The following is a 24,142-nucleotide window of genomic DNA, read 5'->3' as shown; positions in this document are numbered from 1 at the left end:
CGACATTTCACTCCGCGACGGCGCCGGCGTTCGCTTGGGCTTGCCACTCGCGAAGCCGGTCCTCGGAGATGCCCTGTACCTCGGCGGCGACCGTGGTCACGTTGGCGTTTCGCAGATCGTCGAGCGATTCGATCCCCGCCGCCGCGAGCTTCTGGGCGGTTTTCGAGCCGACGCCGTCGAGATCCTCTATTTCGGAGGCCGTCTGCCGCTCTCTATACTCGGCGTAGTTGCAGATCGGACAGCCGAGCTCCCACGGATCGTCGTCGTCCTCGCCGTTGGTGACGAGCAGGTGGGGCAAGCCGTGCTCGTCGCAGATCTCGTCGGTCACCTCGATCTCGCCGCGCCGCGGCAGCGGCAACGAGTACTCACAGTCGGGATAGCGAGTGCACCCCACGAGCCGCGAGCCGTTTCGGAGCGTTTTGATCGCCAACTCGCCGCCGTGCGCTTCGACGGCGTCGCCGTCTTCGCCTCTCGGTGTCTTCGACGCCGCGCCCTCGCCACACTCGGGACAGGGCCCGATGATCTCGTCCTCCGCTTTGTCGGCCTCGTCCGCCTTACACTGCGGACAGCCGTGGACGTACGTACTGCGCCCGGCGAGCATCTTCACGTGTTTGAGATCGTGTTCCTCGCACGTCTCGTCGGTGACCGTTGGCTCGCCGTTGTTCGGGAGCGGAAGCGTGTACCGACAGTCCGGAAAGCCGTCACAGCCGACGAAGTACGAGCCGCGACGCGATCGGCGAATGAGCAGGCTTTCGCCACACTCGGGGCACGGGCCGAGAGTTCGATCCGCCTTCATCGATTCCCGGAGGTGCTCACCGATCTCCTCTCTGGAGTCGTGAAGCTCCCCGAAGATCGCTTCGAGGATCTCCCTCGATTCGTCGGTGACCTCCTCGTACCCCTTCTCGCCGTCGACGATGGCTTTCATGTCGGCCTCCAACTGCGCCGTCATCTCCTCGTCGACGATCCGGTCGGCGAACTTCTCGGCGGCTTCGATGACTGCCATCGCGAGCTTCGTCGGCCGCGGCGGATCGCCCTCGATGTAGCCACGATCGTACAGCTTCTCGATCGTGTGGTGGCGCGTCGATTTCGTCCCGAGCCCGCGGGATTCGAGCTCCTCGATGAGTCTCGATTGGCCGCGACGGCGCGGCGGCTGGGTCTGTTTCGCCTCGATCCGGACATCGTCGATGCCAAGAACTTCTCCCTCCTCGACGTCCGGAAGGTGATTCTCGGCGGTCGACCGGTACGGATACACCTCGTGGTATCCCGATTCGACGAGCCGTTTCCCGTTTGCTTTCAGGAGACAGCCGTTCGCGTCGGCGATCACCTTCAGGTGCTCCCACTCGGCCGGCTCGGCAACGGTCGCGAAGAAATGCCGCACGACGAGCTCGAAGACCTCCCACTCGTCATCGGAGAGATCTTCTTTCGCCGGGATCTCTCCAGTCGGGTGAATCGGCGGGTGGTCCGTCGTCTCCTCGTCGCCCGCGGTCGGCTCGATCTCTTCGGCCGCTAGCAGCGATTCGGCGCCCTCGCCGAAGAGGTAGTGATCGGTGAATGCCGAGAGGAGTTCCTCGGGATCGAGATCGTCGGGGTAGACGGTGTTGTCCGTCCGCGGGTAGGTAATATATCCCGCGGTGTACAGCTCCTCGGCGACGCTCATCGCCTTCTGGGCGGACATGCCGAGCGATCCGGCCGCGCTGATGTACTGGGTCGTGTTGAACGGGTTCGGCGGCTCGTCGGTCCGGCTGCGGCGACGAACCGACTCGACGATCGCGTCCCGAGCTCCACGTAATTGCTCGAACGCTTCGGTCGCGTCGGCCTCGTTCCAGACCCGTTCGGCCTCGTTACCGTCTTGATCCTCGTAGAAGTACTGCGCCTCGAAGCCCGCGTCGTCTTTCAGCAGTTCCGCGAACAGCTCCCAGTAGTCCTCCGGGTCGAACGCCTGAATCTCCCGTTCGCGGTCGACAATGAGCTTCAGCGTCGGCGACTGGACGCGGCCGACGGAGATGAAGTCCTCGCCCAACTGCTTCGCTGACAGCGAGAGAAACCGGGTGAGTGCAGCGCCCCAAAGCAGGTCGATCACCTGTCTGGCCTCCCCGGCGGCCGCGAGGTCGAAGTCGAGTTCGTCGGGGTTGGCGAACGCCTCTCGAACCTCGTTTTCGGTGATCGAGGAGAACCGGACCCGGTCGATCGGCGCGTCGGTCTCCTCGCGAATGAGTTCGTAGGCCTCCTTGCCGATCAACTCCCCCTCGCGGTCGTAGTCGGTCGCGATCGTGACCTTGCTCGCGTCGGCTGCCAGTTGCTTGAGCGTTCGGACGATGTTCTCTTGGGTCGGCGTCTTCACCACGTCGGCTTCGACCAACTCGACCGGTTCGACGTCGCGCCAGTCGGCGTACTCGGGCGGGAAATCGACGCCGACGACGTGCCCGGACAGCCCGACGCAGCGCGTGCCGCCCCAGCGGTAGACGTTGACGCCGTTTTGGCGGTCTGTCGATGCGCTGTCGCCGGAGAGGATCTCCGCGATCCGGCGCGCCGCATTGTCCTTTTCGGTGACGATGAGTTCCACAGTTGGCTCGGAGTACGCCGACTCCGGGTTTCAACCTTTCGTCGGAACCATCTTCAAACCGCAGTACAAAGCGCCTACGGGCGTACCAGCCCGCACACGCCGCGCGCGCGGGAGACAGAACGGACGCGAATACGCAGGAGACCCGGAATAACGCGACCGGAAGCCTACTGGTCCAACCGTTCGCGGAGAAGTTCGTTGACCGTCCCCGGATCGGCCGACCCGCCCGTCTTCGCCATTACCTGGCCGACGAGGAAGTTCAGCGCGCCGCCCTCGCCGGCGTGGTAGTCCTCGACCGCGTCGGGGTTTTCCTCGATCGCGTCGCCGACCGCGGCGGCGACCGCGTCGTCGTCCGTCTTGCCGAGCCCTTCAGCGTCGACGATTTCGTCGGGACCGAGCCCGTCGTCGAGCATTCGGCGGAGGACGATCTCCTCGGCGTTTTTGACCGTGATCTCGTCGGTGTCGACCAGCTCGACGAGCCGCGTGAACTCCCCGAATCGGTCCTCGACGTCCGTAATCGCCATGTCGCGGTAGTGGAGTTCGCCGAGCAGATTGTCGGCGACCCACGTCGCGGCGAGATCCGGATCGAACCGTTCGGCGATCCGCTCGTAGAAGTCCGCGACCTGTTTCGTCGAGGTGAGCTTCGCCGCGGACTCGCCATCGAGATCGTACTCCTCGCGGAAGCGCTCGCGGCGGACGTCGGGGAGCTCCGGAATCTCGATCTCTTCTTTCCAGCTCGACACCCGAAGCGGCGGCAGATCGGCCTCGCGGAAGTACCGATAGTCCTTTTCGGCCTCCTTCGAGCGCATCGAGACGGTGATGCCGCGTGATTCGTCCCAGTGACGGGTCTCCTGTTCGACCTCGCGACCTCGCTGGATCGCGTTCTTCTGTCTCGTCTCCTCGTAGGCGAGCGCCTTTTCGGCGCCCTTGTGACTGGAGATGTTCTTCACTTCAGTTCGGTTCGCGGATTCGAGGGTCTCCGTGCGAATCGAGCCATCGTCGTCGACCTCCTCGGCGTCGACAATCGAGAGGTTCGCGTCGACGCGGAGGCTGCCGTTTCGCGTCACGTCGAAGACGCCGAGATACTCCAGGACCTCAGTGAGCTTCGCGAGGAAGGCGCGGGCCTCGGCGGCGCTCCGGAAATCGGGTGCGGTGACGATCTCCATGAGCGGCGTGCCGGCGCGGTTGTAATCGACAAGGGTGTACTCGGCGGTGTCGATCGAGCCGCCGGCGTGCGAGAGGCTGCCCGGATCCTCCTCTAAGTGCGCGCGCTCGATCTCGACGGTCCGGCGCTCGCCGTCGACGCCAAACTCGATCGAGCCGCCGTCACAGATCGGCGCGTCATACTGGGTGATCTGGAAGTTCTTCGGCAGATCGGGGTAGTAGTAGTTCTTCCGGTGAAAGCGGGTCTCTTCGGGGATCGCCGAGCCGAGCGCCTTACCGACCTTGATGGCCGCCTCGACAGCCCCCTCGTTGAGCACCGGCAGCGCGCCCGGGAGGCCGAGACAGACGGGACAGGTCCGCGTGTTCGGCTCCTCGTCGTCGTCGGCTTGCGTCGAACAGCCGCAGAATATCTTCGTCGCCGTTTCGAGCTGGACGTGGACCTCGAGTCCGATGACGGCCGCAAGGTCACGCTGCTCGGCGGTCTGTGCGGTCATTGATACGGCTTTTCGCGCGCCGGCTTATATGGATTATCGTACTCGGTTGCGCTATCAGTTCTCCGCGACCAGCGTTCCGCCCCCGTCCGCCGTGACGGTCGAGGGCTCTCCGTGCCACTCGATGTCGAGTCGGTGCCGCGAGAGGTACGGGGCGAGCGTCGTCGTCGACACCACGCCGCGGTACGTCCCGTCGTCGATCGCGAGATGACGGACGCCCTCCGATCGCATCAGTTCGGCTGCCTCGACGAGCGTCGTACTGGGGGACACCGTGACGACTGACGACGACATGATCGATCGGGCGGTCGGATAGCGCTCAGTGTTTGCGACCATGGCCACGATATCCGATCCGGTGACGATTCCGGCGATCGCCTCGTTTTCGACGACGACGACCGCCGAAGCGTCGGGATCACACAGCAGCTCCGCGATATCAGTGACTGGCGTTTCCGGTCGAACGACCGGGGCGAACTCCGGGTCGATGTCTTCGATGCGTCGATCGATCATCTTTGTTCTGTGCGTCTCGGTAATATCAGATAAACTATTTGGATATATAGGTTATAATTCCTAATATTACTAGTCTTATTTTTCACCTCTGGGCTTTTTTATTTCTACTTTTGATATTGTTGATGGGTCTGGTATCTGGATTGGTAATGTATCCACCGTGACCTGTCGTGGGACAAACGCCGGTTTGACGTTCCACGAACCACTTTCGAACCGATCCGAAAACGCCCGGTATGCGACGACGGACGCTACTGGCGACTGGAATGTTGGGATTTGCCGGCTGCCTTTCGAATACCGCCGGGGACGCGCCCGCCACTGACACGCCCTACGGTACCGGGGAGCCAGCATCCGAGACGCCTGACAGCTCCGACGGTCGGCGGTACGAAGAGTGTCCCCGGGAGATCATCCACTACGAGGAGCTCCCCGACGACGTACGGGACGAGATCGATGCCGCGCTCGACGGCCGGTACGAGGCCGATCGAATCTATCTCCGGGAGGCGTATCGGCGAGTCGTACGTCTCGGCCGACGGTGCGTACTATGATCCGACCGTCGAGAGAGTGTGAGATCAAGGGAACCTGACGCTCCGCGCCGTCGAGCCGGGCGAGGTATACGTCACCGGCGCGGTCGCGGAGCTTGTCGAGTGTCGATTCGAGGCGTAACGCCACGGTAGTCCTCAGGCCACGAACGTTGCCCGCGAGCCGTCCCACTCGATCCGTCCCTCGTGGTGGAGTTTGTCCAAGTGGGCTCGGACCGTCATCCCCGCGAGGTCGCGAACGCCCGTGAGATCCTTCTCGTAGGCCGAATCGAGGATCCCGGCCACGGATCGATTTTCGTCCTCGAGGGCCGCTAACACCCGCCGTTCGCGCTCGAGTCGATGCCTGATCAACCGCTCACACGTCGACCGCGGCGCGTCGATCACTGGTCCGTGCGCCGGATAGAGCCGTTCTGGGGCCATCGCCCGAACCCGCCGCAACGAGGTGAGGTACGCGCGCATGTCCCCCTCGGGCGCACCGACGACGACGCTCCCCTCGGCGACGGCGAGATCGCCGACGAGGAGCGACTCTCCAGCCGAGAACGCGACGTGTTCGGCCGCGTGTCCCGGCGCTTCCCGCACTCGAACCGCGCCGTCGCCGATCGGTATCTCGGTCCCATCTCGGAACGTTCGGTCCGGCTCGATTCCCGTGGCGTCTTCGAACGCCGCCTCACGACCGTACCGACACCACACCGTCGCGTCGGCCGCGTCAGCGTACGCCGCGACGCTTCCGACGTGATCCGAGTGGTGATGGGTGACCGCGACGTGGGCCACGTGGTCGAGTTCGGCGTCGATGCGGTCGTCGCTCGCGGCGGGATCGACGAGGAGGGTGTCCTCGCGTCCGACGACGTAAGCGGCAGTCCGGCCGGCCGGTGCCCGCGTCGGCACGTCGACCGGAATCCGTTCGATTCGCATACCAGCGTCACGACGCGAGACGGTTTATCGGTTCGCCCACGAATCCGGTGCGACGCCGAGTCGCTGTACCACGGGACGGTACGCGAACGTCACCGCGAGCACGATGAGGAGTTCGACCGCGAACCCGAGATCGCCGACGAACTCGCGCACCACGGCGAGCACGAGAAACACCAAGAGCAACAACACGATGTAGTGTGGGAGGACGTCGAGGATGCGGTCGGTGTCTACCATACGTACTCCCCGTCGTGAGCGGGGAAAAACCGATCGCTCGAATCCACCCTCCGCCCACCGAACGGCTTAAACCGCCGACTGGCCTACCGACAACCGGCAGAGGAAGCCCGGTTCCCGTGGGTCGGCGGCGTCGCCGTCGGACCTATGAGGAAAGTCCCCCCACCCTCCGGGCAGGTGACCGGGCGCAAGCCCGGGGCGGGAGACCGCCGGCACTGGAACAGAAACGGGACCACCCGCTCCGACCGATGAGGCGCGTCGGCCGTTGACACGGCCGGCGGCGTCCGCGGGGCCACCCGCGAACGCGCGAACCGACCCGAGAGGGAAGGGAGTTAACCCGCCGAGGGCCGGGCGATAGCGATCGTCTTCGGATGATCCCATCGCCACCTGTGCGCGGCCGACGCCGCGCGCCGACGAGCGGGAACGGGTGGAACGGCGAATCCTCACCGGTGCAAGCCCGTCGCAACTGGTAGCCCGGAGACGCGGCGGGCGCTCAGCCGAATGCCGGGTCGAAACAGAAGGGGGCTTACTCTCCTCAGCCGTCTCGAAGCCGAGAGCGGCGCGTTCGGACGCCGACGTTAGCCCTCGAAGCCGTCCTCGAACCAGAACGTCCCGTCGCGTTGGATCGTCTCGCCGTCGACCTCGATTCGCGATGCCGTCGAGAGGTCCGTGAGCAGATCCACGTGGACCGCCGATTCGTTGCCGGACTCCCCCTCGGGGACGTTCGAGTCGTAGGCGCGACCCAGCGCGAGGTGGACGGTGTCGCCCATCTTCTCGTCGAAGAGGATGTTGTCGGTAAAGCGGTCGATGCTGCGGTTCATCCCGATCCCCAACTCGCCGAGCCGTCGCGCGCCTGGATCGGTATCGAGGACGGCTTCGATGGCGTCTTCGCCCTGTTCGGCATCGAAATCGACGACCTCCCCGTCCTCGAAGACGACCCGAACGTTCCGGACCCGGCGGCCGTTGATCGTCATCGGCACGTCGAAGAAGACCTCGCCCCCCGTCCCGTACGGCGCGGTGAACACCTCGCCGGAGGGGAGGTTGTGTGAATCGTAGGCGACCGACGCCGCGGAGTTGACCGCGATCCGTCCGGCGATCGACATCGTCAGATCAGTCCGCGGCTGGTCGTCGCGCTCTTTGACGATCCGGATCGTCTCGCCCTCGTCGAGCCGGGTCTTCACCCGCGCCATCTCCTCGGCCAGCGTCTCCCAGTCGTACAGCACGGCGTCGTACACGAAGTCCTGATACTCCTCGTAGGCCATTCCGGCCTGCTGGGCGAGGCTGCGCGTCGGGTGCACCGTCGAGACCCAATCCGTGTCCATTCGGGCCTCTCGAATCTCACTGCGGGCACGGCGATAGGCCGCTCGCGCGTCGGCGTCCACGTCGGCCGTCGCGGCGGTGTTTCGGCCGCCGCCCAATCGGAGATAGACGTCGGCGTTCTCGAATAACGCCAGTTCACCGTCGCTCGCTGTCAACTCGTCGTCGTGGGCGCGAAGATACGCCCGCGTCATTTCCTCGGACCCGTACGTGACGGCGAGGTTCGCGCCGACCTCGCCGAGTCGCGCGGCGACGGCGACCGCGAGGTCGTGGGCTCCCTCCCCGACGTCGACGACGACGTCGTCGCCCGGTTCGATCCGCGCGCTCCACCCGACCAACACGTCGGCATGTTCGCGTACACGTTCGTCCATACGGGTCGTTCGGTCCGAATTGATTTATAAATCGCCATCCATCTCGATCGCGTACGTTCCGAGCGGATCGCGGGCGGTCAGGAGAGATCGATGTTCGCCGAGCTATCGGTCCGATCGAGCGTGATCTCGAGGACGCCGTTGTTGAACGACGCCGACGCGGAGTGCTCGTCGACGCGCCCTGGCAGTTGGATTCGCTCCTCGTACTCGCTCGTCGCGGTCGTGGCTGCGACGGTGACGTTCCGGCCGTCGCATTTGATCCGGAGGTCGTCTTTGTCGACGCCTGGGAGATCCGCGACGACGCGGATCTCGTCGTCGGCCTCGTACACCGACACGTGGGCGTCGCCGCCGAAGCCGGAATCGGCCGCGTCGATGCCGCCCGCCATCCCCTCCATCATTCGCTCTATCTCGCTGAAGATGTCGTCGAACGGATCGTCGCGGTCATCACGGCGCATTGTACATCCATCGGTAGGACCGAGACCATCAAAAGCCTTCTGTCGACGTCAGACGCTGCGGTTGCGCCGAGGCGCTCAGAAGCCGATGCCCATCGTCCCGTTCGTCCGCTCGATCGACTCGGCGGCGTCGGCCGTCCCGAGGACCGCCCGGATCGCGTCGACGTTCTCCGGGACGACGTCGGACTCCTGGTGGATCGCCTGAAACAGGTACAGATCGTCGCCCTTCATCGACACCGACTCCGACCAGATGCAGTTCTCCCAGATGTCGGCGCGCGGGCGGCCGCGATCCATCGCGAACTCCTTGAGCGCCCCCGCGCCGTCGATGCCGGCGCCTTCGGGAATCAGGAAGATCCGCATCTGTTCGTCGAGCGCGTCGCGGACCTCGTCGGCGTCCGGCGTCGCTTCGAGCGTCACGTTCACCGAGTGGGTGTGCATGAGCGTCGCCGGCACCTTCAGCCCGAGCGTGTCGATGTTCAAATCGGGAAAGATCGTGTTCACGTCGGGGCCGTGGTGGGAGGGGAGGCTCACGGGGTTCGGCAGGATGTCGTTGATCGGGCCGCGGCCGGTCTGGGCGGGGTCGCCGCCGCGTCGGACCAACGTGACTCTCGCCTTCTCGACGCCGTACTCCTCTTGGAGCGGAGCAAGCAGCCGCGAGAGCCCAGTCGTGTTACACGAGACGACGCGGACGTGATCCGCGTCGGTCGCGGCCTCGAAGTTCCCGCGGGCGTTGAACGAGACGTCGACGAGGTCGGCGTCCTCGCCGCCCTGATACAGCGCCGGGGTGTCGTACGCCTCGTAGAGCGATTTGTTGTCAGCGCCGATTCCGGACGGACAGGCGTCGACGACGATGTCGGCGGCTGCCACCATCTCCTCGACGGTGCCGGCGAGTTCGAGCCCCGCCTCGTCGAACAGCTCGATCCGCTCCTCGATGGCCGCGTACAGCGGGTAGCCGTTCTCGATGGCCAGTTCGGCTTCGTGGTTCGGGCGCGTCTTTCCGACCCCGATCAGTTCCATGTCCGGCTGTAGCGCCACGGCGTCCGCGACCCGCTTGCCGATGGTCCCGTACCCATTGACCGCGACCTGAATGGTCATGTTCGTGGGTGGTCACGCCATCGGAATAACCGTTTCTCTCCCCATCCATCGGGAGCACAGCCGGTGGGTCGACGAGACCGGACAGGAACGGCTTTCCGGCCGCCGACCGAACCGCTGTGCATGAACGGGAACGATCCGATCGTGATCGAGGATTCGAACGCGGTCTCGGCCGCGGCAGGGACGGCGATCGAGCAGTGTCTGGCGGTTTCGCCGGACGAAACCTGCGTCATCGTAACCGACGACAAGCGTGAACAGATCGGCGAGGCCCTCTACTCGGCCGCCCTCGACGCGACTGACGATGCGGTGATCGTCCGGTATCCGCCGGGGCCCCAACACGGTGCCGAACCCCCCGAGCCGGTCGCCGCCGCGATCCGCGAGGCAGACGCCTTCCTCGCGCCGACGACGAAGAGCATCAGCCACACCCGAGCGCGCTCGAACGCGACGGCCGAGGGCGCGCGCGGCGCGACGCTTCCCGGGATCACTGAGCAGGTGTTCACCGTCGGCCTCGACGCCGACTACGACGCGATTGCCGCCGAGTGCGACGCGATGCTCGATTCGGTCGAGGATGCCGACGAGGTCCGCGTCACCTCCCCGCAGGGGACTGACGTCACCTTCGAACTGGGCGATCGCCCCTGGAACGAGGACACCGGCATCGTCCACGATCCCGGCTCCTTCTCGAACCTGCCGGCCGGCGAGGTGTTCGTCAGCCCCGAGTCCGCGACCGGAACCTACGTAGTCGACGGAACGATCCGCCCCCACGGCCTGCTCGACGAGGGGCAGACCGTCACGATCGACGTGGAGGACGGCTATCTCACGCACATCTCCGATGACGCTATCCGCGCCGACGCCGAGGCCGCCGCCGAACGGGCGGGCGATGCGGCGTACAACCTCGCGGAACTCGGCATCGGGACGAACCTCGGCGTCACCGAACTCGTCGGGAGCGTCCTGTTGGACGAGAAGGCCGCGGGCACGGTTCACATCGCCTTCGGCGACGACGCCGGCATCGGCGGCGACACCGACGCGCCGATCCACATGGACGGCATCCTCCGGGAGCCGACGGTGTACGTCGACGGCGAGGCGATCGAACTGCCCTCCCCCGCGGCCTGAAACAGGGTTCGGCGGATCGGAGCCACGGCCTTATACGGCTGGACGGTCAACTCCGCCCAATGAGTCAACAGCGCGTCGCGGTTCGATGTCCGTCCTGCTCGCCCGTCGAGGAGACGGTACACGAGGTACTGAACCGCGGGGGCGGCGTCACCGTCAGGTGCAGCGAGTGCGGACAGGTCCACAAAACCACGCTCGAGGAGGAGGCGACCGTCGACCGTCGTGTCGTCGTCTCGCAGGGCGACGAATCGATCAGCGCCCGGGTCGACATCCCGCCCGAGGAGCGGCTCGTCGTCGGCGACGAGTTCCTCGTCGAGACCGACGAAGCGATCCTGACCGCCCGGATCACTTCGCTCGAGAAGGCCGACGGCTCCCGGGGCGACGGGGCCGACGTGACCGACGTCAAGACGATCTGGGCCCGCGCGGTCGGCAACGTCACGGTCAATCTGACGTTGCATCCGAAGGAGGGGACCTACGACGAATCGAGGAGCGTCCGCATCCAGGTGCCCGGCGACGAGTCGTTCGTCATCGGTCGAACGCACGAGTACGGCGGCGAGGAGTTCAGCGTCGAACGGATTCTCGTCCGCGAGGACGCGACCGACTACGAGCGCAAGGACTTCGATTTCGCCGGCGATTCCGTGCTCGCAAAGGACATAAAGCGGATCTACGCGCGCGACGAGGACGCCAAGACACGCGCGTGGTCCGGCTGGTGAGCGCGGGGTGATCGGGCGTGTTTCGGCGTGATTCGGACGAAGGCGATCGCGAGCCCCCCGACTTCGAGACGGCACGCGAACGGATGGTCGACGCCCTCGTCGAATCCGGGCGCATCGAGCGGCAGGCGACGGCCGACGCGCTCCGGGCAGTCCCGCGTCACGAGTTCGTGCCCGACTCGCGTCGCGCCGCCGCCTACCGCGACCGACCGCTGCCGATCGGTGCCGGTCAGACGATATCCGCCCCGCACATGGTCGGCATGATGTGCGATTTGCTCGCGCCAGAGCCAGGCGACGAGATACTCGAGATCGGCACCGGCTGCGGCTATCACGCTGCCGTGACCGCCGAACTCGTCGGAGCAGAGCACGTGTACACCGTCGAGTACGTCGATTCGCTCGCCGCCGCCGCTGAACGACGGCTCGATCGGCTCGGATACGGCGATATCAGCGTCCGCCTCGGTGACGGTCGGGACGGCTGGCCCGAACACGCCCCCTACGACGGCGCGTACCTTACCTGCGCCGCGCGGGAGCTTCCCGACGCCGTGCTCGACCAGCTCCGCGTCGGCGGGCGACTCCTCGCGCCGATCGGGACGGGGCGACAAACGCTCGTCGAACTCGTCCGGACCGACGAAGGCGTCGAGCGTCGGACTCACGGGGACGTTCGGTTCGTCTCGATGCAGGGTAGCCAGTAGCCTCGCCACGAGTCGACCGTCGCCGGCCGAACCGTCGCCGGCCGCTCGATTCAAGAGGCTCGGGCACGGACCCTGGCGTATGGATCCCGTGGTGCTCCGAGACGACATGGTCGACAGCCTCGAACACGAGGCCAAGGCCGTGGTCGGATCCGAGCGGGTCAGCGTCGCCATGCGAACGGTCCCGAGGGAGCCGTTCGTCGAGGACGACGCCACAGCCTACGCCGACCGCTCTTTCGAGCGACTCGGAACCCGCGTCCTCTCGCCGAGCGCGGCCGGCCGCCTGTTCGAGGCGCTCGACGTGCGGCCGGACGACACCGTCCTCGTCGTCGGCGTCGGCGTCGGGTACACCGCCGCGGTACTCGCCGAACTCACCGACGAGGCCAACGTTCACGCGGTCGACATCGCCCGCCGAATCGTCTACGAGGCCCGATCGAACCTCGAGTCGGCCGGCTACGGCGGCGTCCTCGTCGACCGCCGCGACGGCGCTCGTGGCCTGCCCGAGTACGCACCCTACGATCGAATCCTGGTCGAGGCTGCCGCCGTCGAACCGCCGCGGGCGCTCCTCGAGCAGTTGGCCCCCGAGGGTCGGCTCGTCATGCCGCTGGGCGGTGCGACCCAGGAACTCGTCGCTATAGAGGCGGGTGAGCGGATCGAGCACGGAACCGTCGCCTTCCACCCGATGCTCGTCGACGGCGAGCAGGCCGATACGATCGAGCGAAACCGGACCTATCGTGAAGACCGAGAGTACGCCCGCCGAGCAGCCGAGCGACGGAAGGGGTGGGAGCAGACGTGGATCGACTGGGATCGGGTCTAGTTAGTAGAAACCCGAGATATTTATGAGCTTATACATAATATATATGACACTATATAGTTAACGATATTTTCAGCTGGCGGTTGATTTTCGAGTGATTGATGCGGTCGCTGGTGGTTATAATAGTGTACGAACTGTTCAATCCATTGGCGAACGCTCCGCCGACTGCCCACCCATGAGTGATAAAAGCGGTCGATGCGTTGTTTCAATGTTTGAAACCACTTTTCGATAGGTTTCGATCGGTATAGTTCCGCCGACCGCTCAATCCTAATCGAGCGAGGGCAGTCTGATAACCGAAGCCGTCGACGATAAACACGGTCTCGGAGAGATCGTGTTTCTCGGCAAGATGATGAAGAAACGCAGCCGCCGGATCAGTGCCCTGTCGTCCAAACAATTCAGCATCGAGAACAAGCTTTGAGTCAAGGTCGATTGCAGCATACACCCAACACAGCTCGCCGTTAATGTTGACAGCGGTTTCGTCAACAGCGACCCGCTTCGGCTTCGCCTCAGGCGGGTCTGGAACGCTGTTAGCGACGTGATGTACCCAGTGCCAGATTGCTTGATGAGAGCGTTCTACGCCGAAGAGTCGAAGAATCTCTTGTGTCTCTCTGAGTGAACAACCGGTCGCATGGAGCCGGACGGCAAACGCCCTGACGGGCGTCCTCAGAAATCAAAGATTTCTGATGGGCTGTACAAGAGCGAAGCTCTTGAGAACGTCGCCGTCCGCTCTCGCTCCCAACATTCAAGATTCGCCGTATCTAACGCTTCTTTGAGCAGATCTTGGTAGAGCATGAGCACCTAAACGATTGATTTGCTCGTTTCTCAAACTGGCTTATCTAGACAGTGCGTTGAAAGCAATCATTTCGATTATTTTGTATTTTTAGATATATGTTTGAAGACAGTTCGGTTTCCGCGTCGACGCGTCTGAAATCCGAGGTCGAGTCGACATACTGCCGCTTTGCGGTGACGAGCATCATCGACGAGGACCACAGCCCGAGTCGTCGGCACTTTCTGCGTGAGTTCACGGAGAAACTGTGTGCGGTTAGTTGCGTACTTGTGGTCTGAGACAGGCGAATATCCAGGAATACGTTTGGTCCCCGGATCGACCGTACCGTACAGCCAGTGACGTTCGCCGTTGCGTTTCCCACCGTTCGTTGATCGCGAGGTGATCCGACTCGGCATCGCTGCTCGGCTGAACATCGGCTTTCTACACCCAGTTTCGAGTGGCGATCTAACTTCCCATGACGCCCAAATAGTAAATATCTTGTTCAGTATATTAAATTGAAATATAACGCGCTTGGATAGCCATCTCAACGATCTGTTCGGGTGTCCGCTCTCGCTCGACAAACCCTACGACAATCCAGCCGGTATTCCCGTTGAGACAGTCGACTTTGCGCATAAGCACGCAGAAACCCACCGCTCTTTGGTCAAGGTAACATCGCGGTTTAATTAGACCGTGGCTTTAACTAGATACCTTTTTATGTCAATACATGCTCGAACTGTCGGAAGAACAAGAGTTGGTGATCTCGGCGTTGGGCGACCTCGCGGCGAACGAATTCGCTGAGAACGCATTTACGGACGACGACGAAAGACCCGTAAAAAATATACGAACGTTAGCTGACCGAGGATTCCTCGGGATCAATATCGCAGAGGAGTACGGGGGCGGTGGGATGGGTGAGTTCGAAGCCATGCTGACGATCGAGGTGGTTGGCGAAGTATGCCCGGACACCGCGGAGTATCTCTACAATCAGCAACTGGTGGCCCCACGAGCCATCGAGATGTTCGGGAGTGAGGAGGTCAAGGAACGATATTTACCGGGTGTAACCGACGGCGAGGAAACCATCGCGATCGGTATCTCCGAACCCGAAGCGGGATCCGACGTCGGCTCGATGAACACGCGTGTCAAGGACGACGGCGATCGGCTCGTCCTCGACGGCGAGAAAACGTGGGTCAGCCACGTCCCGCACTCAACTGCGGCCGTCGTGTGGGCGCGGTTTCCGGAGGGGTTGGGATCGGCGGTCATCGATTTCGACTGGGACGGTGTCGAGATCCAAGAGCACTACACGAACATGCACGGCGGCTCACAGTCTCATTTTTACATCGAAGACGTCGAACTCCCGGAGACTCACGTGTTAACCCGTGGGAAAGAGGGATTCAAAAAACAGCTGCAGGCGCTCAACTGGGAGCGAGTCGGGAGTGCGACGCTCGCGAATTCGATCGCGCGGTGTGCGGTCTCGAAAGCCCTCGAGTACGCACAACAGCGCGAACAGTTCGGCCGAGAAATCGCCGACTTCCAGGGTATCGAGTGGAAGTTCGCGGAGATGATCAAAGAGCTCGAGGCTTCACGAACGTTGGCGTATCGGGCGGCTATCGAATCCGAGCAACGAAGTCGCCCACCGAACCGACTGCAGGCGTCGCTGGCGAAACTCTATTCCGGTGAAATGGTCGAGAGCGTGGTGAGCGAAGCCCTTCAAATCCACGGCGCGAACGGATATCAGCGAGGTCATCCGCTGGAGTACCTCTATCGCTTCGCGCGTGGACGACGTTTGGCCGCTGGAACCGATGAAATCCAGAAAAACCAGATCGCACGTGTGCTCAAGACACACGGGCTGCCCACGGTAGTGTAATTATAACGCGAGACTACTCGGGAAGCCTCAGTATTCGGGACCAATCGATAGAATATAGACGCTGATCGAAGGATCAACTCGTGGTTTCCAGCGCCCGTTCGAATGTCCGAGCGATCGCGAGCGTCGAGATGTCTTCCATGGTGGATCCGATACATTGCAGGCCGACGGGAAGGTCGTCGTGGGTACCCGCCGGAAGCGTCACCGCGGGAAGCCCGACGAGATTTATCGGACGCGTATTGACCGCGAGCGGAACGTTCTCCCCGTACCCATCTGCGGACCACTCCCCGAGTTCTGTCGCGACCGTCGGAAGCGTCGGTGTGACTAACACGTCTGTCTCATCGAGCGCCGCTTCGAATTCGGTCTCGAGCCGTCGACGGGCGTTCTTGGCCCGAACGTAATGTCGCCCCTGATACCGATCGAGGAGATACTCCCCCTCGACCATCTTCCGTTTCACGATGTCGCCGAGCTTGTGTCCATGCGTCGACAGTGCCGTTGCGAGGGCGTCTTGGAGCACCGTATCGTATGACGTGTTCCGTTGGAACGGGATCCCACGGGAGCGAATCGCTGCGGCGAATTCGCTTACCATGATCGCGTTCGAGACGGCAACTGCATCTTCGACCGTCGGAATCGACGTTTCGGTGACCGTGACTCCGGCCTCCTCGAATCGACCGAGCGCGGCGTAAATGGTTTCAGCGACGCCGTCCTCCACGTCCTCGGCGAAGAATTCTTCGGGTACCCCGATCGTAAGTTCCTTGAGGTCCGGCGGATTCTCCACTGCGCTCCTGAACGAGCGGTCCGAAAGGAACTCCGCACGAACCGACGATAGATCACGGTCGTCCCTGCCGGTGATCGCATCGAGCACGGCAGCTGTCGTCTCGACGTCCGTCGCGAGTGATCCGACGTGATCGAGCGTGTACGCCAGTTCTACGACCCCGGACCGCGGAACGACTCCCCACGAGGGTTTCATGCCGACGACACCGCAAAAGGCGGCGGGAATACGAACGCTTCCCCCAGTATCACTGCCGAGTGCCGCATCGACGGTTCCCGCTCCAACGGTGGCCCCACTACCCGACGACGACCCCCCGGAAACCCGGTTTCGATCCATCGGGTGTCGTGTCGGCCCGAACTGACTCGTCTCGCCGGTCGGTCCGTAGGCCAGTTCGTCCATGTTCGTCTTCCCGACGATCTCTGCACCTTCGTCCAAGAGCCGATCGACGACGGTCGCGTTTTGTCGCGGGATGACGCTCTCGAAGATGCGCGACCCACACGTGAGCGGAACGCCAGCGACGGCCGTGTTGTCCTTGACCGCGACCGACAACCCACTCAGAATCCCGTCTTCGCTCGCGGTATCCCGCAGCGAAAATTTCGAGATGAACGCGTTCAACGGGTCCGCTTTTGCCCCCGGATTGAACTGGAGATCCGTCGGATGGACCCGATTCGCTTCGGTCCCTGCATGACCGTACGAATCGAGCGTTTCGTACCAGTGAAGGCCGTTGTTTATCTGCTCGGCGAATGCCGCTGCTTCCGTATCTGTCACACTCGTGTGAAGCATCCTGGCGAGGGACTCGACGTCGTCTTCGGATAGGGTTTCGATTGGGATACTCATGGCGATCTCTTCTGAATCGGCTTCCTGACTGTTTCTCAACGCCTTCTCTCCCCTTCGATAATAAGTGTTCTGTTAACTATGACCGTGGTACTCCCGGGTGGATGCTGATTTGAGCTCTCGGACGTCACTGATGTCGAGGATTCCGACCGTGCGCTAGATCGAGACAATGCCGGCCCCTATTCTGGAACGCTGGGGGTGTCACGGCCCACACGCGCGTCGTGAGCGCGCTTGAGCGTGGCCGTTTCGCTTCCGTTAGCCCGATGTCAACGACGCTGACGCATCACCGTTGCTAACGTACTGATCTGCGCCTGGTCTATCTCTGTCAGATCGGAATCGATAACTATTGATGAATGGTATCATTTTTCATGAAGCTCGGTGACGAGATGTACGAGGCGTACAGTTCCCCACACATCTCACCGCTGTACCCGGAAGGCCCCTACCAGTATTCCGATTCGACGGTGCTCGCCGTGTTTTATTCAGTGGACGATGACCTCGCACGTGGTGTCCTCCCGGAACCGCTGACGCTGGGCGGGGATCCCAACGTGTCGCTGTGGTTCTTGGAGTATCCGGAGACCAACGGGCCCGGCGCGTACAACGAAGTTGTCGTCGGCATCAACGCGACCTACCAGAGTGAACACCTCATGTACGTCGCGTACGAGGGCCTCGACTCGGAGATTCCCATCTGTGCGGGACGAGAAATACACGGCACCGGGAAGAAGTTCGGCAACGTCACGCTCGAACGGGCGGGGAACCTTCAGACGGCGACGTACGAGCGCAACGGTATCGAAGTGGTTTCGGCGTCCGTCCGTCGCGACGCGTACATCGACGATCACCCGATGACCCACGACGCCGCCCGGAACGCCTACTGGAAGCGGATCCCCTCGGCGGCGAAGGACGCACCGCCCGCCGTCGACCGTATCACGGTGAGCGAAACGCGCGATATCGACGTCGAGTGGGCGCTGACCGGGGACGCGGAGGTTTCGTTCGATCGATCCGCGGCCGATCCGTTGTACCGGTTTGCACCGAACTCTCCGATTTCCGGGTACGTACTAAAATTCGATTTCGTTCTCGACAACGTCGACGATCCGATTCTCCACACGTTCGAGGAGTACGACCCCGGCCGGTGACGCGTCGAGACCCACCGTCCCGTCGTACTCCCGAAAACCCTCCCTCCCAGAAGTTAAGTATCCCACCGCGTGAAACCACTTCGCATGGTAGAGGTAGTTCGAATCCCGAAACTGGGGCTGAGTGACTACGGTGACCTCGTTTCATGGGAGGTCGACGAAGGCGAGCACGTGTCCGAAGGAACGGTCATCGCTATTTTAGAATCAGAGAAGGCCAGCGCCGAGATCGAAGCGCCGACGGATGGCGTGCTGTTGGGCCAGTACGTCGACGAGGGGACTGAAATCGAGATCGAGGTCGGGAAACCCCTCGCCGTGATCGGCCAGGAGGGTGAGTCAGTCCCACCCCTCTCGGAGATCTCGGAAGATGGAGTCGAGATCTCCGGGGACGACGGCAACGCTCCAGCGGAGGCAGGTGGGAGTTCCGACGAGGGGGCAGCGCAACAGAAGACCGATTCGACGGACGTCAAAGCGACGCCGCGGGCGAAGCGGCGGGCGAACGAGGATGACGTCGATCTCACACAGGTCACCGGCACGGGGCCGGAGGGCGCGATCACTGAGTCCGACGTCGAGTCCTTCGCGGCCGAGGCTGAAACGGGTCCATCGGACGGCGATTCACCGACGGACGTCAAGGCGACGCCGCGGGCGAAACGCCGGGCGAACGAGGATGACATCGATCTCGCGCAGGTCACCGGCACGGGGCCGCAGGGTGCGATCACCGAGTCTGACATCGAGTCGTTCGTGGCCGAGACTGGTGATGGCGACGAACCGGCGTCGACCGACACGGCCGGAGAGACCGACGGACTGACAGTCACGGACTCGCGGGCGCTGACCGGCGTTCGGCGAACGATCGCCGAACGGCTGAGCGAAAGCGCCCGAACCAAACCGCACGTCATGGGGACGCGGGACATCGAGATCGAGCGTCTCGAAGAGGTCAAAGACCGCCTGGTCGACGAACGCGGGCTCGAGGTCTCCTTGAACGATCTCATTCTCCACTTCGTCGGGCGGACGCTCGAGGACCTCCCGGCGTTCAACGCCCACTTCGAGGACGATGCCCACCGGCTCATCGACGAGGTGAACGTCGGATACGCGGTCAACGGTGACCGGGGGCTCATCGTTCCGGTCATCGAGGACGTCCCCGAGCGGACGCTCGGAGACCTCGCGTCGCGTCGGCGTGAACTCGTGGACGCCGTGTTGGCTTCGGAGCATACACCCTCGGATCTGCAGGGCGGGACGTTCACCGTGACCAACGTCGGGGTCTTCGACATGGACGTGTCGTACTCGATCATCAATCCGCCGCAGGTGGCGATCCTCGCCATCGGCCGCCGAAAACACGTCCCCGTCGAACGGAACGGCGAGACAGTTTTCCGACGCGCGATCACGTTCAGCCTCACGATCGATCATCGCGTCCTCGACGGCGCCGACTCCGGGGCGTTCCTCGAACGGCTCGCCGAGTACATCGAATACCCGGGTCGGGCCTTCGACGCGGTGTGACCCATGCCCACCGAGACCGTCAACGGCTGTGAGCTGTACTACGAGACGTCGGGAGATGGGACACCGATCGTCTTTCTCCACGGCGTCATGATGAGCTGTCGGTTCTTCGATCCACAGCTGGACGCGCTGGCCGACGCCCACCGGTCGATCGCGCTCGATTTCCGCGGACACGGACGCTCAGAGACGACCCCTCGGGGACATACGCTCCCCACGTACGCCGCCGACGTCGAGCGGTTCCTCGAGACGCTGGGACTCGACAACGTCGTACTCGTCGGGTGGTCGATGGGCGCGCTGGTCGGGTGGGAGTACGTCGACCGGTTCGGGACCGACCGCCTCCGCGGGCTCGTCGTCGTCGAACAACAGCCGGCCGACCTCGAGCGGGAGGGCTACGAATACGGTTCGTTCGATCTCGACGGTCTCGCCGAGTTGCTCGAACTTGTGCAGACGGAACCCCACGCGATAGCCGAGCTGTACGCCGATCGGATGTTTAAAAACCCGCTGGAGGGAGCTCGCGAGCGGCTCGTGTTCGACGAGATCGCCCGCGTTCCGCCGGGAATAAAGAGCGCGATCCTGTTCGATCAGTCGGTGCGAGATTACCGGTCCGTTCTGGGAGCCGTCGACGTCCCGACGCTGGTCTGCCTCGGTGAAGGTGAGTCCGTACTGGAGGCGGGGAGCGTCGAATACGTCGCAGATCACACCCCGGACGCCGAACTCGAACGGTTCTCCGAGAGCGACCACTGCCCGTTTCTCGAGCAGCCGGACCGCTTCAACCGCGTGCTGGATGCGTTCATCGGTTCGCTCGAACCGACCGCGCCGTAGCGGTCGACTCTTCATTCGCGATCACTCGTCGAAGAACGCCGCCGAGGAGCGACGTGCACCCTCGTCGCCGCGCAGTTCGACGGTGTAGGCACACTCGCGCTCGTATCCCGCGTGCGTCTCCATGTCGACGGTCTCGATGACGGACGCCTTCGCCAGACGGATGGTTTCGCGGTTCTTTTCGGCGATCGTCGCTGCGGTTTCGGCGACCGCCTCGTGCAGTTCCGCCCGCGTCTCGAAACAGGCCTGGACGTATCCCTCCTCGCATGCAGTCTCCCCGGTGATCGTGTCTCCGGTGAAGAACAGTTCGCGAGCGCGACCCTCCGGGAGGTGTCGCTGGGCGAATTTGTACCCGCCGAGTACGCCGCGATCCACCTCCGGAAGCCCAAACTCGGCGTCCGCCGTGGCGTAGCGGAGGTCGGTCACGGCCGTGACCGCCAGGCCGGTCCCGAGCGCGTATCCGTCGACGGCGGCGATCGTCGGCCAGGCCACTTCGTCGATGGCCCGGAAGAACGCCCGGGCGCGCTCGGTGAGCGTCCGCGCGGTCTCGGGTGTGAGTTCGACGAACTCGTTCACGTCGTGGCCGGCGAGAAACCGGTCCTCGCCCGCCGTCTCGATGACGACGACCTGTGCCTCGTCGTGCTCCGAGAGCGCGTCGAAAAACGCCGCGTATTCGACGTACTCCTCGGAGCGGAGCGCGTTTACCGGCGGGCGGTCGATGGTCACGGTCGCGACGCCGTCGTCGACGCCGAAGTCGATCGTCTCGGGAACTGCTATCGTCATGGTTCGAGTTACCACGAGTCGCATATAACTGTTGATCACGCGGCCGCGGTGGCTTGCCGCGGTCGCGTGACGCCGCCGATCACGTGTAGAGTCCGCCGTTGAGTTCGAGGACCTGCCCGGTCATGAACGAGGTTTCGAGCCCGTCCCGTACCACCTCGGCGATCTCCTCGGGCGTCGCGAGCCGTCCCAGCGGGATCGCGTCCCTCGCGAGTTCCTTTCGCTCCTCGGGGAGCATCCCCGTGTCGGTCGGCCCGGGGGCGACGACGTTTGCCAGTATCGAATCGGCCGCCCGCGACCGCGCGACACTCTTCGTGAATGCAATGAGCGCGCCCTTCGACGCGGCGTATATTGCGTCTTTCGGCCCGCCATGGACGCCCGCGGTCGACGCGATGCTCACCACCCGCCCGCGGACACCGTCGACGGGTTCGTTCGCCTCCATTGCCGAGAGCGCCGCCCGCGTCGCGTAGATCGCGCCGTCCGCGTTGACGCCGAAGGTCCGCTGGTACATGTCGTCATCGTACGCATCGAGTGGGGCGTCGTAGAACACGCCGGCGTTGTTCACGATCCCGTCGAGCCGTCCGAAATCGTCGGCGACCGACTCGACGAGTCCCACCGCCGCCTCGGTGTCCCCGAGATCGGCGCGATACGAACGGGCGTCGCTGCCCTCACTCCGGACCGACTCGACCACCTCGGTGCCCGTCGAACTGTCGGCGTGATAGTGGGCCGCCACGTCCCACTCGCCGGCCACGTTCTCGCAGATCGCTCGCCCGATGCTGCCCGAGGCACCCGTGACTAACACCGTTCGTGCCATGTTCACACGGTATCTGGATTCCGGAGGTCATAGACGTATGGGTCTCGCTCGCGGACGTCCGTCTCCGCCACGTGTCCGACCGCGGTCCCGGCGGTCATGCGAGCGTGATCTCCGGATCGATGAGACCGCTGATCGAGGCGCGATACGACGATTCCCGACACGCAGCGTGTGTGAGCCGCCGCATCGTCGCCGGCGACGTCCCCGCCGGTGCGTCGACGGTGATCGACAGCCCGGTGTCGTCCACTCGCACGTCGAACTCGGGGAGTTCCCATCCGTGCGCGGCGGATATCTCACGCGCCTGCTCGCGAAGGTCGTCCGCGATGGCCGACCCGATCGCGTCTCGCCCCGAGTCAGCGGCCGGCCCGTCCGATTGCGCCGCGGACTGTTCGGCCGCTTCGTCGTCCGCCTCGGCGCCGGCGGTTCGAAGGACGACCGGCGACTCGATCCCTTCAGCGATCGTGTCGAGGAACCGGGCGGCGTCCGCGCCGTCGACGGCGCGGTGATCGAACGAGAGCGACAGAACGCACGTCCGTCCGTCGTCCCCCTCACGAATGCGACCGACGCCGAGGATCGCCACCTGCGGCGGATTGATGATCGGGTCGAAGGAGTCCACGCCGAACATCCCGAGGTTCGTGATGGTGAACGTGCCGCCCTGCAGGGCGTTCATCGTATACTCACTGTTCAGCACCAAATCCGTCAGCCGGCGTCGCTCGCTCGCGACCGAACGGAGCGATCGATCGCCGGCCGATCGAATGACCGGCGTGACGAGTCCGGCGTCCGTATCTACGGCGATGGCGACGTTGCGCTCAGCGATGAACCGCATGCGCTCTCCCTCGTACCACGCGTTGAACTCCGGATGAGCCGCTAGCGCACGCGTGACGGCGGCTATGAGCACGTCGGTAAAACCGATCGTGGGTCCGAGTTCCTCCGAGAGGGAGTCGGTGGCTTCTAACGCACGATCGACGGTAATTTCGCGCTTGTTCGTCACGTGCGGCGCCTCGCGCGCGGACCGAGCCATCCGCTCGGCGATCGTTCGCCGCATCGGCGAGAGGCTCCGCTCCTCTTCGACCGTGACGCCGAAGTCGTCCGGATCACGCCGTCGTTTCCCCTCGCTTTCCGCCGCGTCAGTTCGAGCCGGTTCGGCCGACCGATCGGGAGCTCGATCGATCTCCCCGGCGGCCGCCCGAACGTCAGATTCGGTGATTCGCTCGTCGATGCCGCTCCCGGCTATCTCGTCGATCGAAACACCGAGATTGCGCGCAAGCCGTCGAGTGCTCGGGGTGGCGAACACGCGAGTAGTATCGTCCGATTCGTTCGCTTCCGATCCGGCGTCCGCGTCGCGGACCGCGACGTAGTCTTCGACGTCCGCGATGATCACGGCCCCGTCTGGCCCGGTTCCTTCGACCGCCGCCAGATCCACGTCGTGTTCGGCCGCGAGCGCTCGCGCGCCGGGCGCCGCCGGGACCTCCGCCGGCCGATCGCCCCTGGTTTCAGCTCCGGCCTCCTCGCTGTCCGTCCTGTCCGCCTTCGGGGGACCGTCGCCAGATCCCTCCGTTGCGGCGTCGTCGGCGTTTTCGCCTCCCGGCTCGATCCGGCTTCTGGGCGGTGGCGCCTCCGAGAGAGCGTCGTTCTCACCGACGATCACGCCGAGAAGCGTCCCGGGCGCGACCTCCTCGCCCTCCTCGACGTCGATTCGGGCGACGATGCCGTCGCGGTCGGCGACGACGTCGGCCGCCGCCTTCTCGGATTCGACGACGGCGACCACGTCGTCGGCTTCGATCTCCTCGCCCTCCCCGACGCGCCACTCATCGAGCAGCCCGCTCTCCATCGTGTTTCCCATCATCGGCATCCGTATTGCCTGTACCATCGATGGGTTCACTTCGACGAACCATAATAAAAACATTGATCATCGTTACCACGCGACTCGTTCGGGACGCATAGAT

General features: G+C 63.9%; 21 protein-coding genes, 1 other RNA gene and 1 pseudogene. 10 read left to right on the top strand and 13 right to left on the bottom strand.

Annotation, left to right across the window (positions count from 1 at the left end):
• Positions 1 to 7 precede the first annotated feature (7 nt).
• From R6U53_RS09070 to R6U53_RS09060, 3 genes are all read right to left on the bottom strand, one after another.
• Positions 8 to 2,563, bottom strand: coding sequence for a DNA topoisomerase I (locus tag R6U53_RS09070; RefSeq protein ID WP_410322044.1), 2,556 nt, complete (start codon positions 2,561 to 2,563; stop codon positions 8 to 10).
• A gap of 164 nt (positions 2,564 to 2,727) precedes the next feature.
• The gene (gene gatB, locus R6U53_RS09065; protein ID WP_410322043.1) at positions 2,728 to 4,218 is read right to left on the bottom strand and encodes an Asp-tRNA(Asn)/Glu-tRNA(Gln) amidotransferase subunit GatB; all 1,491 of its coding nucleotides are present in this window, start codon (positions 4,216 to 4,218) and stop codon (positions 2,728 to 2,730) included.
• Positions 4,219 to 4,272: 54 nt separating this feature from the next.
• Positions 4,273 to 4,719, bottom strand: coding sequence for a cyclic nucleotide-binding/CBS domain-containing protein (locus R6U53_RS09060; protein WP_410322042.1), 447 nt, complete (start codon positions 4,717 to 4,719; stop codon positions 4,273 to 4,275).
• Positions 4,720 to 4,949: 230 nt separating this feature from the next.
• On the opposite strand from R6U53_RS09060, the gene R6U53_RS09055 reads away from it, so the two are divergent.
• Positions 4,950 to 5,258 carry a hypothetical protein gene (locus R6U53_RS09055; RefSeq protein WP_410322041.1) on the top strand — a complete coding sequence of 103 codons (309 nt, stop codon included), beginning with the start codon at positions 4,950 to 4,952 and terminating at the stop codon, positions 5,256 to 5,258.
• Between the two features lie 132 nt (positions 5,259 to 5,390).
• Here the strand turns inward: R6U53_RS09055 and R6U53_RS09050 are convergent, their stop codons facing one another.
• Complete coding sequence (locus R6U53_RS09050) at positions 5,391 to 6,164, bottom strand: MBL fold metallo-hydrolase (protein ID WP_410322040.1); 774 nt, start codon at positions 6,162 to 6,164, stop codon at positions 5,391 to 5,393.
• 24 nt (positions 6,165 to 6,188) lie between these two features.
• Positions 6,189 to 6,395, bottom strand: coding sequence for a hypothetical protein (locus R6U53_RS09045; RefSeq protein ID WP_410322039.1), 207 nt, complete (start codon positions 6,393 to 6,395; stop codon positions 6,189 to 6,191).
• 95 nt (positions 6,396 to 6,490) lie between these two features.
• On the opposite strand from R6U53_RS09045, the gene rnpB reads away from it, so the two are divergent.
• Positions 6,491 to 6,933: RNase P RNA component (gene rnpB / locus R6U53_RS09040), an RNA gene on the top strand.
• 37 nt (positions 6,934 to 6,970) lie between these two features.
• Here rnpB and R6U53_RS09035 read toward each other — a convergent pair.
• The 3 genes from R6U53_RS09035 to R6U53_RS09025 all read right to left on the bottom strand — a co-directional run bounded on the left by R6U53_RS09035 (position 6,971) and on the right by R6U53_RS09025 (position 9,624).
• Complete coding sequence (locus R6U53_RS09035) at positions 6,971 to 8,080, bottom strand: aminopeptidase (RefSeq protein WP_410322038.1); 1,110 nt, start codon at positions 8,078 to 8,080, stop codon at positions 6,971 to 6,973.
• Between the two features lie 77 nt (positions 8,081 to 8,157).
• Positions 8,158 to 8,532 carry an Hsp20/alpha crystallin family protein gene (locus tag R6U53_RS09030; RefSeq protein ID WP_410322037.1) on the bottom strand — a complete coding sequence of 125 codons (375 nt, stop codon included), beginning with the start codon at positions 8,530 to 8,532 and terminating at the stop codon, positions 8,158 to 8,160.
• A gap of 75 nt (positions 8,533 to 8,607) precedes the next feature.
• Complete coding sequence (locus R6U53_RS09025) at positions 8,608 to 9,624, bottom strand: type II glyceraldehyde-3-phosphate dehydrogenase (protein WP_410322036.1); 1,017 nt, start codon at positions 9,622 to 9,624, stop codon at positions 8,608 to 8,610.
• Positions 9,625 to 9,744: 120 nt separating this feature from the next.
• On the opposite strand from R6U53_RS09025, the gene R6U53_RS09020 reads away from it, so the two are divergent.
• The 4 genes from R6U53_RS09020 (at position 9,745) to R6U53_RS09005 (ending at position 12,944) form a co-directional block, all read left to right on the top strand.
• A complete protein-coding gene (locus R6U53_RS09020; RefSeq protein ID WP_410322035.1) occupies positions 9,745 to 10,731 on the top strand; it encodes an aminopeptidase in 987 nt (328 codons plus the stop codon).
• 59 nt (positions 10,732 to 10,790) lie between these two features.
• Positions 10,791 to 11,441: an HVO_0476 family zinc finger protein gene (locus R6U53_RS09015; RefSeq protein WP_410322034.1), complete on the top strand. Its 651-nt coding sequence runs from the start codon at positions 10,791 to 10,793 to the stop codon at positions 11,439 to 11,441.
• 17 nt (positions 11,442 to 11,458) lie between these two features.
• Entirely contained in the window at positions 11,459 to 12,130 is a 672-nt protein-coding gene (locus tag R6U53_RS09010) for a protein-L-isoaspartate(D-aspartate) O-methyltransferase (RefSeq protein ID WP_410322033.1), read from the top strand.
• Positions 12,131 to 12,209: 79 nt separating this feature from the next.
• On the top strand, positions 12,210 to 12,944 hold the full coding sequence (locus tag R6U53_RS09005) for a protein-L-isoaspartate O-methyltransferase family protein (protein WP_410322032.1): 735 nt from the start codon (positions 12,210 to 12,212) through the stop codon (positions 12,942 to 12,944).
• 20 nt (positions 12,945 to 12,964) lie between these two features.
• On the opposite strand, the pseudogene R6U53_RS09000 reads toward R6U53_RS09005, so the two are convergent.
• A pseudogene (locus R6U53_RS09000) lies at positions 12,965 to 13,733 on the bottom strand (IS6 family transposase).
• A gap of 698 nt (positions 13,734 to 14,431) precedes the next feature.
• On the opposite strand from R6U53_RS09000, the gene R6U53_RS08995 reads away from it, so the two are divergent.
• Positions 14,432 to 15,568: an acyl-CoA dehydrogenase family protein gene (locus tag R6U53_RS08995; protein ID WP_410322031.1), complete on the top strand. Its 1,137-nt coding sequence runs from the start codon at positions 14,432 to 14,434 to the stop codon at positions 15,566 to 15,568.
• Positions 15,569 to 15,641: 73 nt separating this feature from the next.
• Here the strand turns inward: R6U53_RS08995 and R6U53_RS08990 are convergent, their stop codons facing one another.
• Entirely contained in the window at positions 15,642 to 17,174 is a 1,533-nt protein-coding gene (locus tag R6U53_RS08990; RefSeq protein ID WP_410322030.1) for an amidase, read from the bottom strand.
• 365 nt (positions 17,175 to 17,539) lie between these two features.
• Between R6U53_RS08990 and R6U53_RS08985 the strand changes: the two genes are divergently transcribed.
• The 3 genes from R6U53_RS08985 (at position 17,540) to R6U53_RS08975 (ending at position 20,608) form a co-directional block, all read left to right on the top strand.
• A complete protein-coding gene (locus R6U53_RS08985; protein ID WP_410322029.1) occupies positions 17,540 to 18,301 on the top strand; it encodes an acetoacetate decarboxylase family protein in 762 nt (253 codons plus the stop codon).
• An 84-nt stretch (positions 18,302 to 18,385) separates the two neighbouring features.
• Complete coding sequence (locus tag R6U53_RS08980) at positions 18,386 to 19,789, top strand: dihydrolipoamide acetyltransferase family protein (protein ID WP_410322028.1); 1,404 nt, start codon at positions 18,386 to 18,388, stop codon at positions 19,787 to 19,789.
• 3 nt (positions 19,790 to 19,792) lie between these two features.
• Positions 19,793 to 20,608 (top strand): alpha/beta fold hydrolase, encoded by an 816-nt coding sequence (locus tag R6U53_RS08975; RefSeq protein WP_410322027.1) that lies wholly within the window; start codon positions 19,793 to 19,795, stop codon positions 20,606 to 20,608.
• A gap of 21 nt (positions 20,609 to 20,629) precedes the next feature.
• Here the strand turns inward: R6U53_RS08975 and R6U53_RS08970 are convergent, their stop codons facing one another.
• From R6U53_RS08970 to R6U53_RS08960, 3 genes are all read right to left on the bottom strand, one after another.
• Positions 20,630 to 21,388 carry an enoyl-CoA hydratase/isomerase family protein gene (locus R6U53_RS08970; RefSeq protein ID WP_410322026.1) on the bottom strand — a complete coding sequence of 253 codons (759 nt, stop codon included), beginning with the start codon at positions 21,386 to 21,388 and terminating at the stop codon, positions 20,630 to 20,632.
• Between the two features lie 79 nt (positions 21,389 to 21,467).
• Positions 21,468 to 22,199 carry an SDR family NAD(P)-dependent oxidoreductase gene (locus R6U53_RS08965; RefSeq protein ID WP_410322025.1) on the bottom strand — a complete coding sequence of 244 codons (732 nt, stop codon included), beginning with the start codon at positions 22,197 to 22,199 and terminating at the stop codon, positions 21,468 to 21,470.
• Between the two features lie 94 nt (positions 22,200 to 22,293).
• Positions 22,294 to 24,066 (bottom strand): 2-oxo acid dehydrogenase subunit E2, encoded by a 1,773-nt coding sequence (locus tag R6U53_RS08960; protein WP_410322024.1) that lies wholly within the window; start codon positions 24,064 to 24,066, stop codon positions 22,294 to 22,296.
• Positions 24,067 to 24,142: the final 76 nt, after the last annotated feature.

It is taken from the genome of Natronomonas sp., from assembly GCF_046483325.1.
Classification (GTDB): Archaea; Halobacteriota; Halobacteria; order Halobacteriales; family Haloarculaceae; genus Natronomonas.
Note: the sequence above shows the minus strand (reverse complement) of the source record. Positions and strands in the feature narration are given on the sequence as shown.

Coding starts and splice junctions, on each gene's coding strand:
- R6U53_RS09055 (WP_410322041.1), top strand. CDS start 4,950: ATGCGACGACGGACGCTACTGGCGACTGGAATGTTGGGATTTGCCGGC.
- R6U53_RS08995 (WP_410322031.1), top strand. CDS start 14,432: ATGCTCGAACTGTCGGAAGAACAAGAGTTGGTGATCTCGGCGTTGGGC.
- R6U53_RS08985 (WP_410322029.1), top strand. CDS start 17,540: ATGAAGCTCGGTGACGAGATGTACGAGGCGTACAGTTCCCCACACATC.
- R6U53_RS09060 (WP_410322042.1), bottom strand. CDS start 4,719: ATGATCGATCGACGCATCGAAGACATCGACCCGGAGTTCGCCCCGGTC.
- R6U53_RS09045 (WP_410322039.1), bottom strand. CDS start 6,395: ATGGTAGACACCGACCGCATCCTCGACGTCCTCCCACACTACATCGTG.
- R6U53_RS09005 (WP_410322032.1), top strand. CDS start 12,210: ATGGATCCCGTGGTGCTCCGAGACGACATGGTCGACAGCCTCGAACAC.
- R6U53_RS09035 (WP_410322038.1), bottom strand. CDS start 8,080: ATGGACGAACGTGTACGCGAACATGCCGACGTGTTGGTCGGGTGGAGC.
- R6U53_RS08960 (WP_410322024.1), bottom strand. CDS start 24,066: ATGGTACAGGCAATACGGATGCCGATGATGGGAAACACGATGGAGAGC.
- R6U53_RS08970 (WP_410322026.1), bottom strand. CDS start 21,388: ATGACGATAGCAGTTCCCGAGACGATCGACTTCGGCGTCGACGACGGC.
- R6U53_RS08990 (WP_410322030.1), bottom strand. CDS start 17,174: ATGAGTATCCCAATCGAAACCCTATCCGAAGACGACGTCGAGTCCCTC.
- R6U53_RS08975 (WP_410322027.1), top strand. CDS start 19,793: ATGCCCACCGAGACCGTCAACGGCTGTGAGCTGTACTACGAGACGTCG.
- R6U53_RS08980 (WP_410322028.1), top strand. CDS start 18,386: ATGGTAGAGGTAGTTCGAATCCCGAAACTGGGGCTGAGTGACTACGGT.
- R6U53_RS09025 (WP_410322036.1), bottom strand. CDS start 9,624: ATGACCATTCAGGTCGCGGTCAATGGGTACGGGACCATCGGCAAGCGG.
- R6U53_RS09015 (WP_410322034.1), top strand. CDS start 10,791: ATGAGTCAACAGCGCGTCGCGGTTCGATGTCCGTCCTGCTCGCCCGTC.
- R6U53_RS08965 (WP_410322025.1), bottom strand. CDS start 22,199: ATGGCACGAACGGTGTTAGTCACGGGTGCCTCGGGCAGCATCGGGCGA.
- R6U53_RS09030 (WP_410322037.1), bottom strand. CDS start 8,532: ATGCGCCGTGATGACCGCGACGATCCGTTCGACGACATCTTCAGCGAG.
- gatB (WP_410322043.1), bottom strand. CDS start 4,218: ATGACCGCACAGACCGCCGAGCAGCGTGACCTTGCGGCCGTCATCGGA.
- R6U53_RS09020 (WP_410322035.1), top strand. CDS start 9,745: ATGAACGGGAACGATCCGATCGTGATCGAGGATTCGAACGCGGTCTCG.
- R6U53_RS09050 (WP_410322040.1), bottom strand. CDS start 6,164: ATGCGAATCGAACGGATTCCGGTCGACGTGCCGACGCGGGCACCGGCC.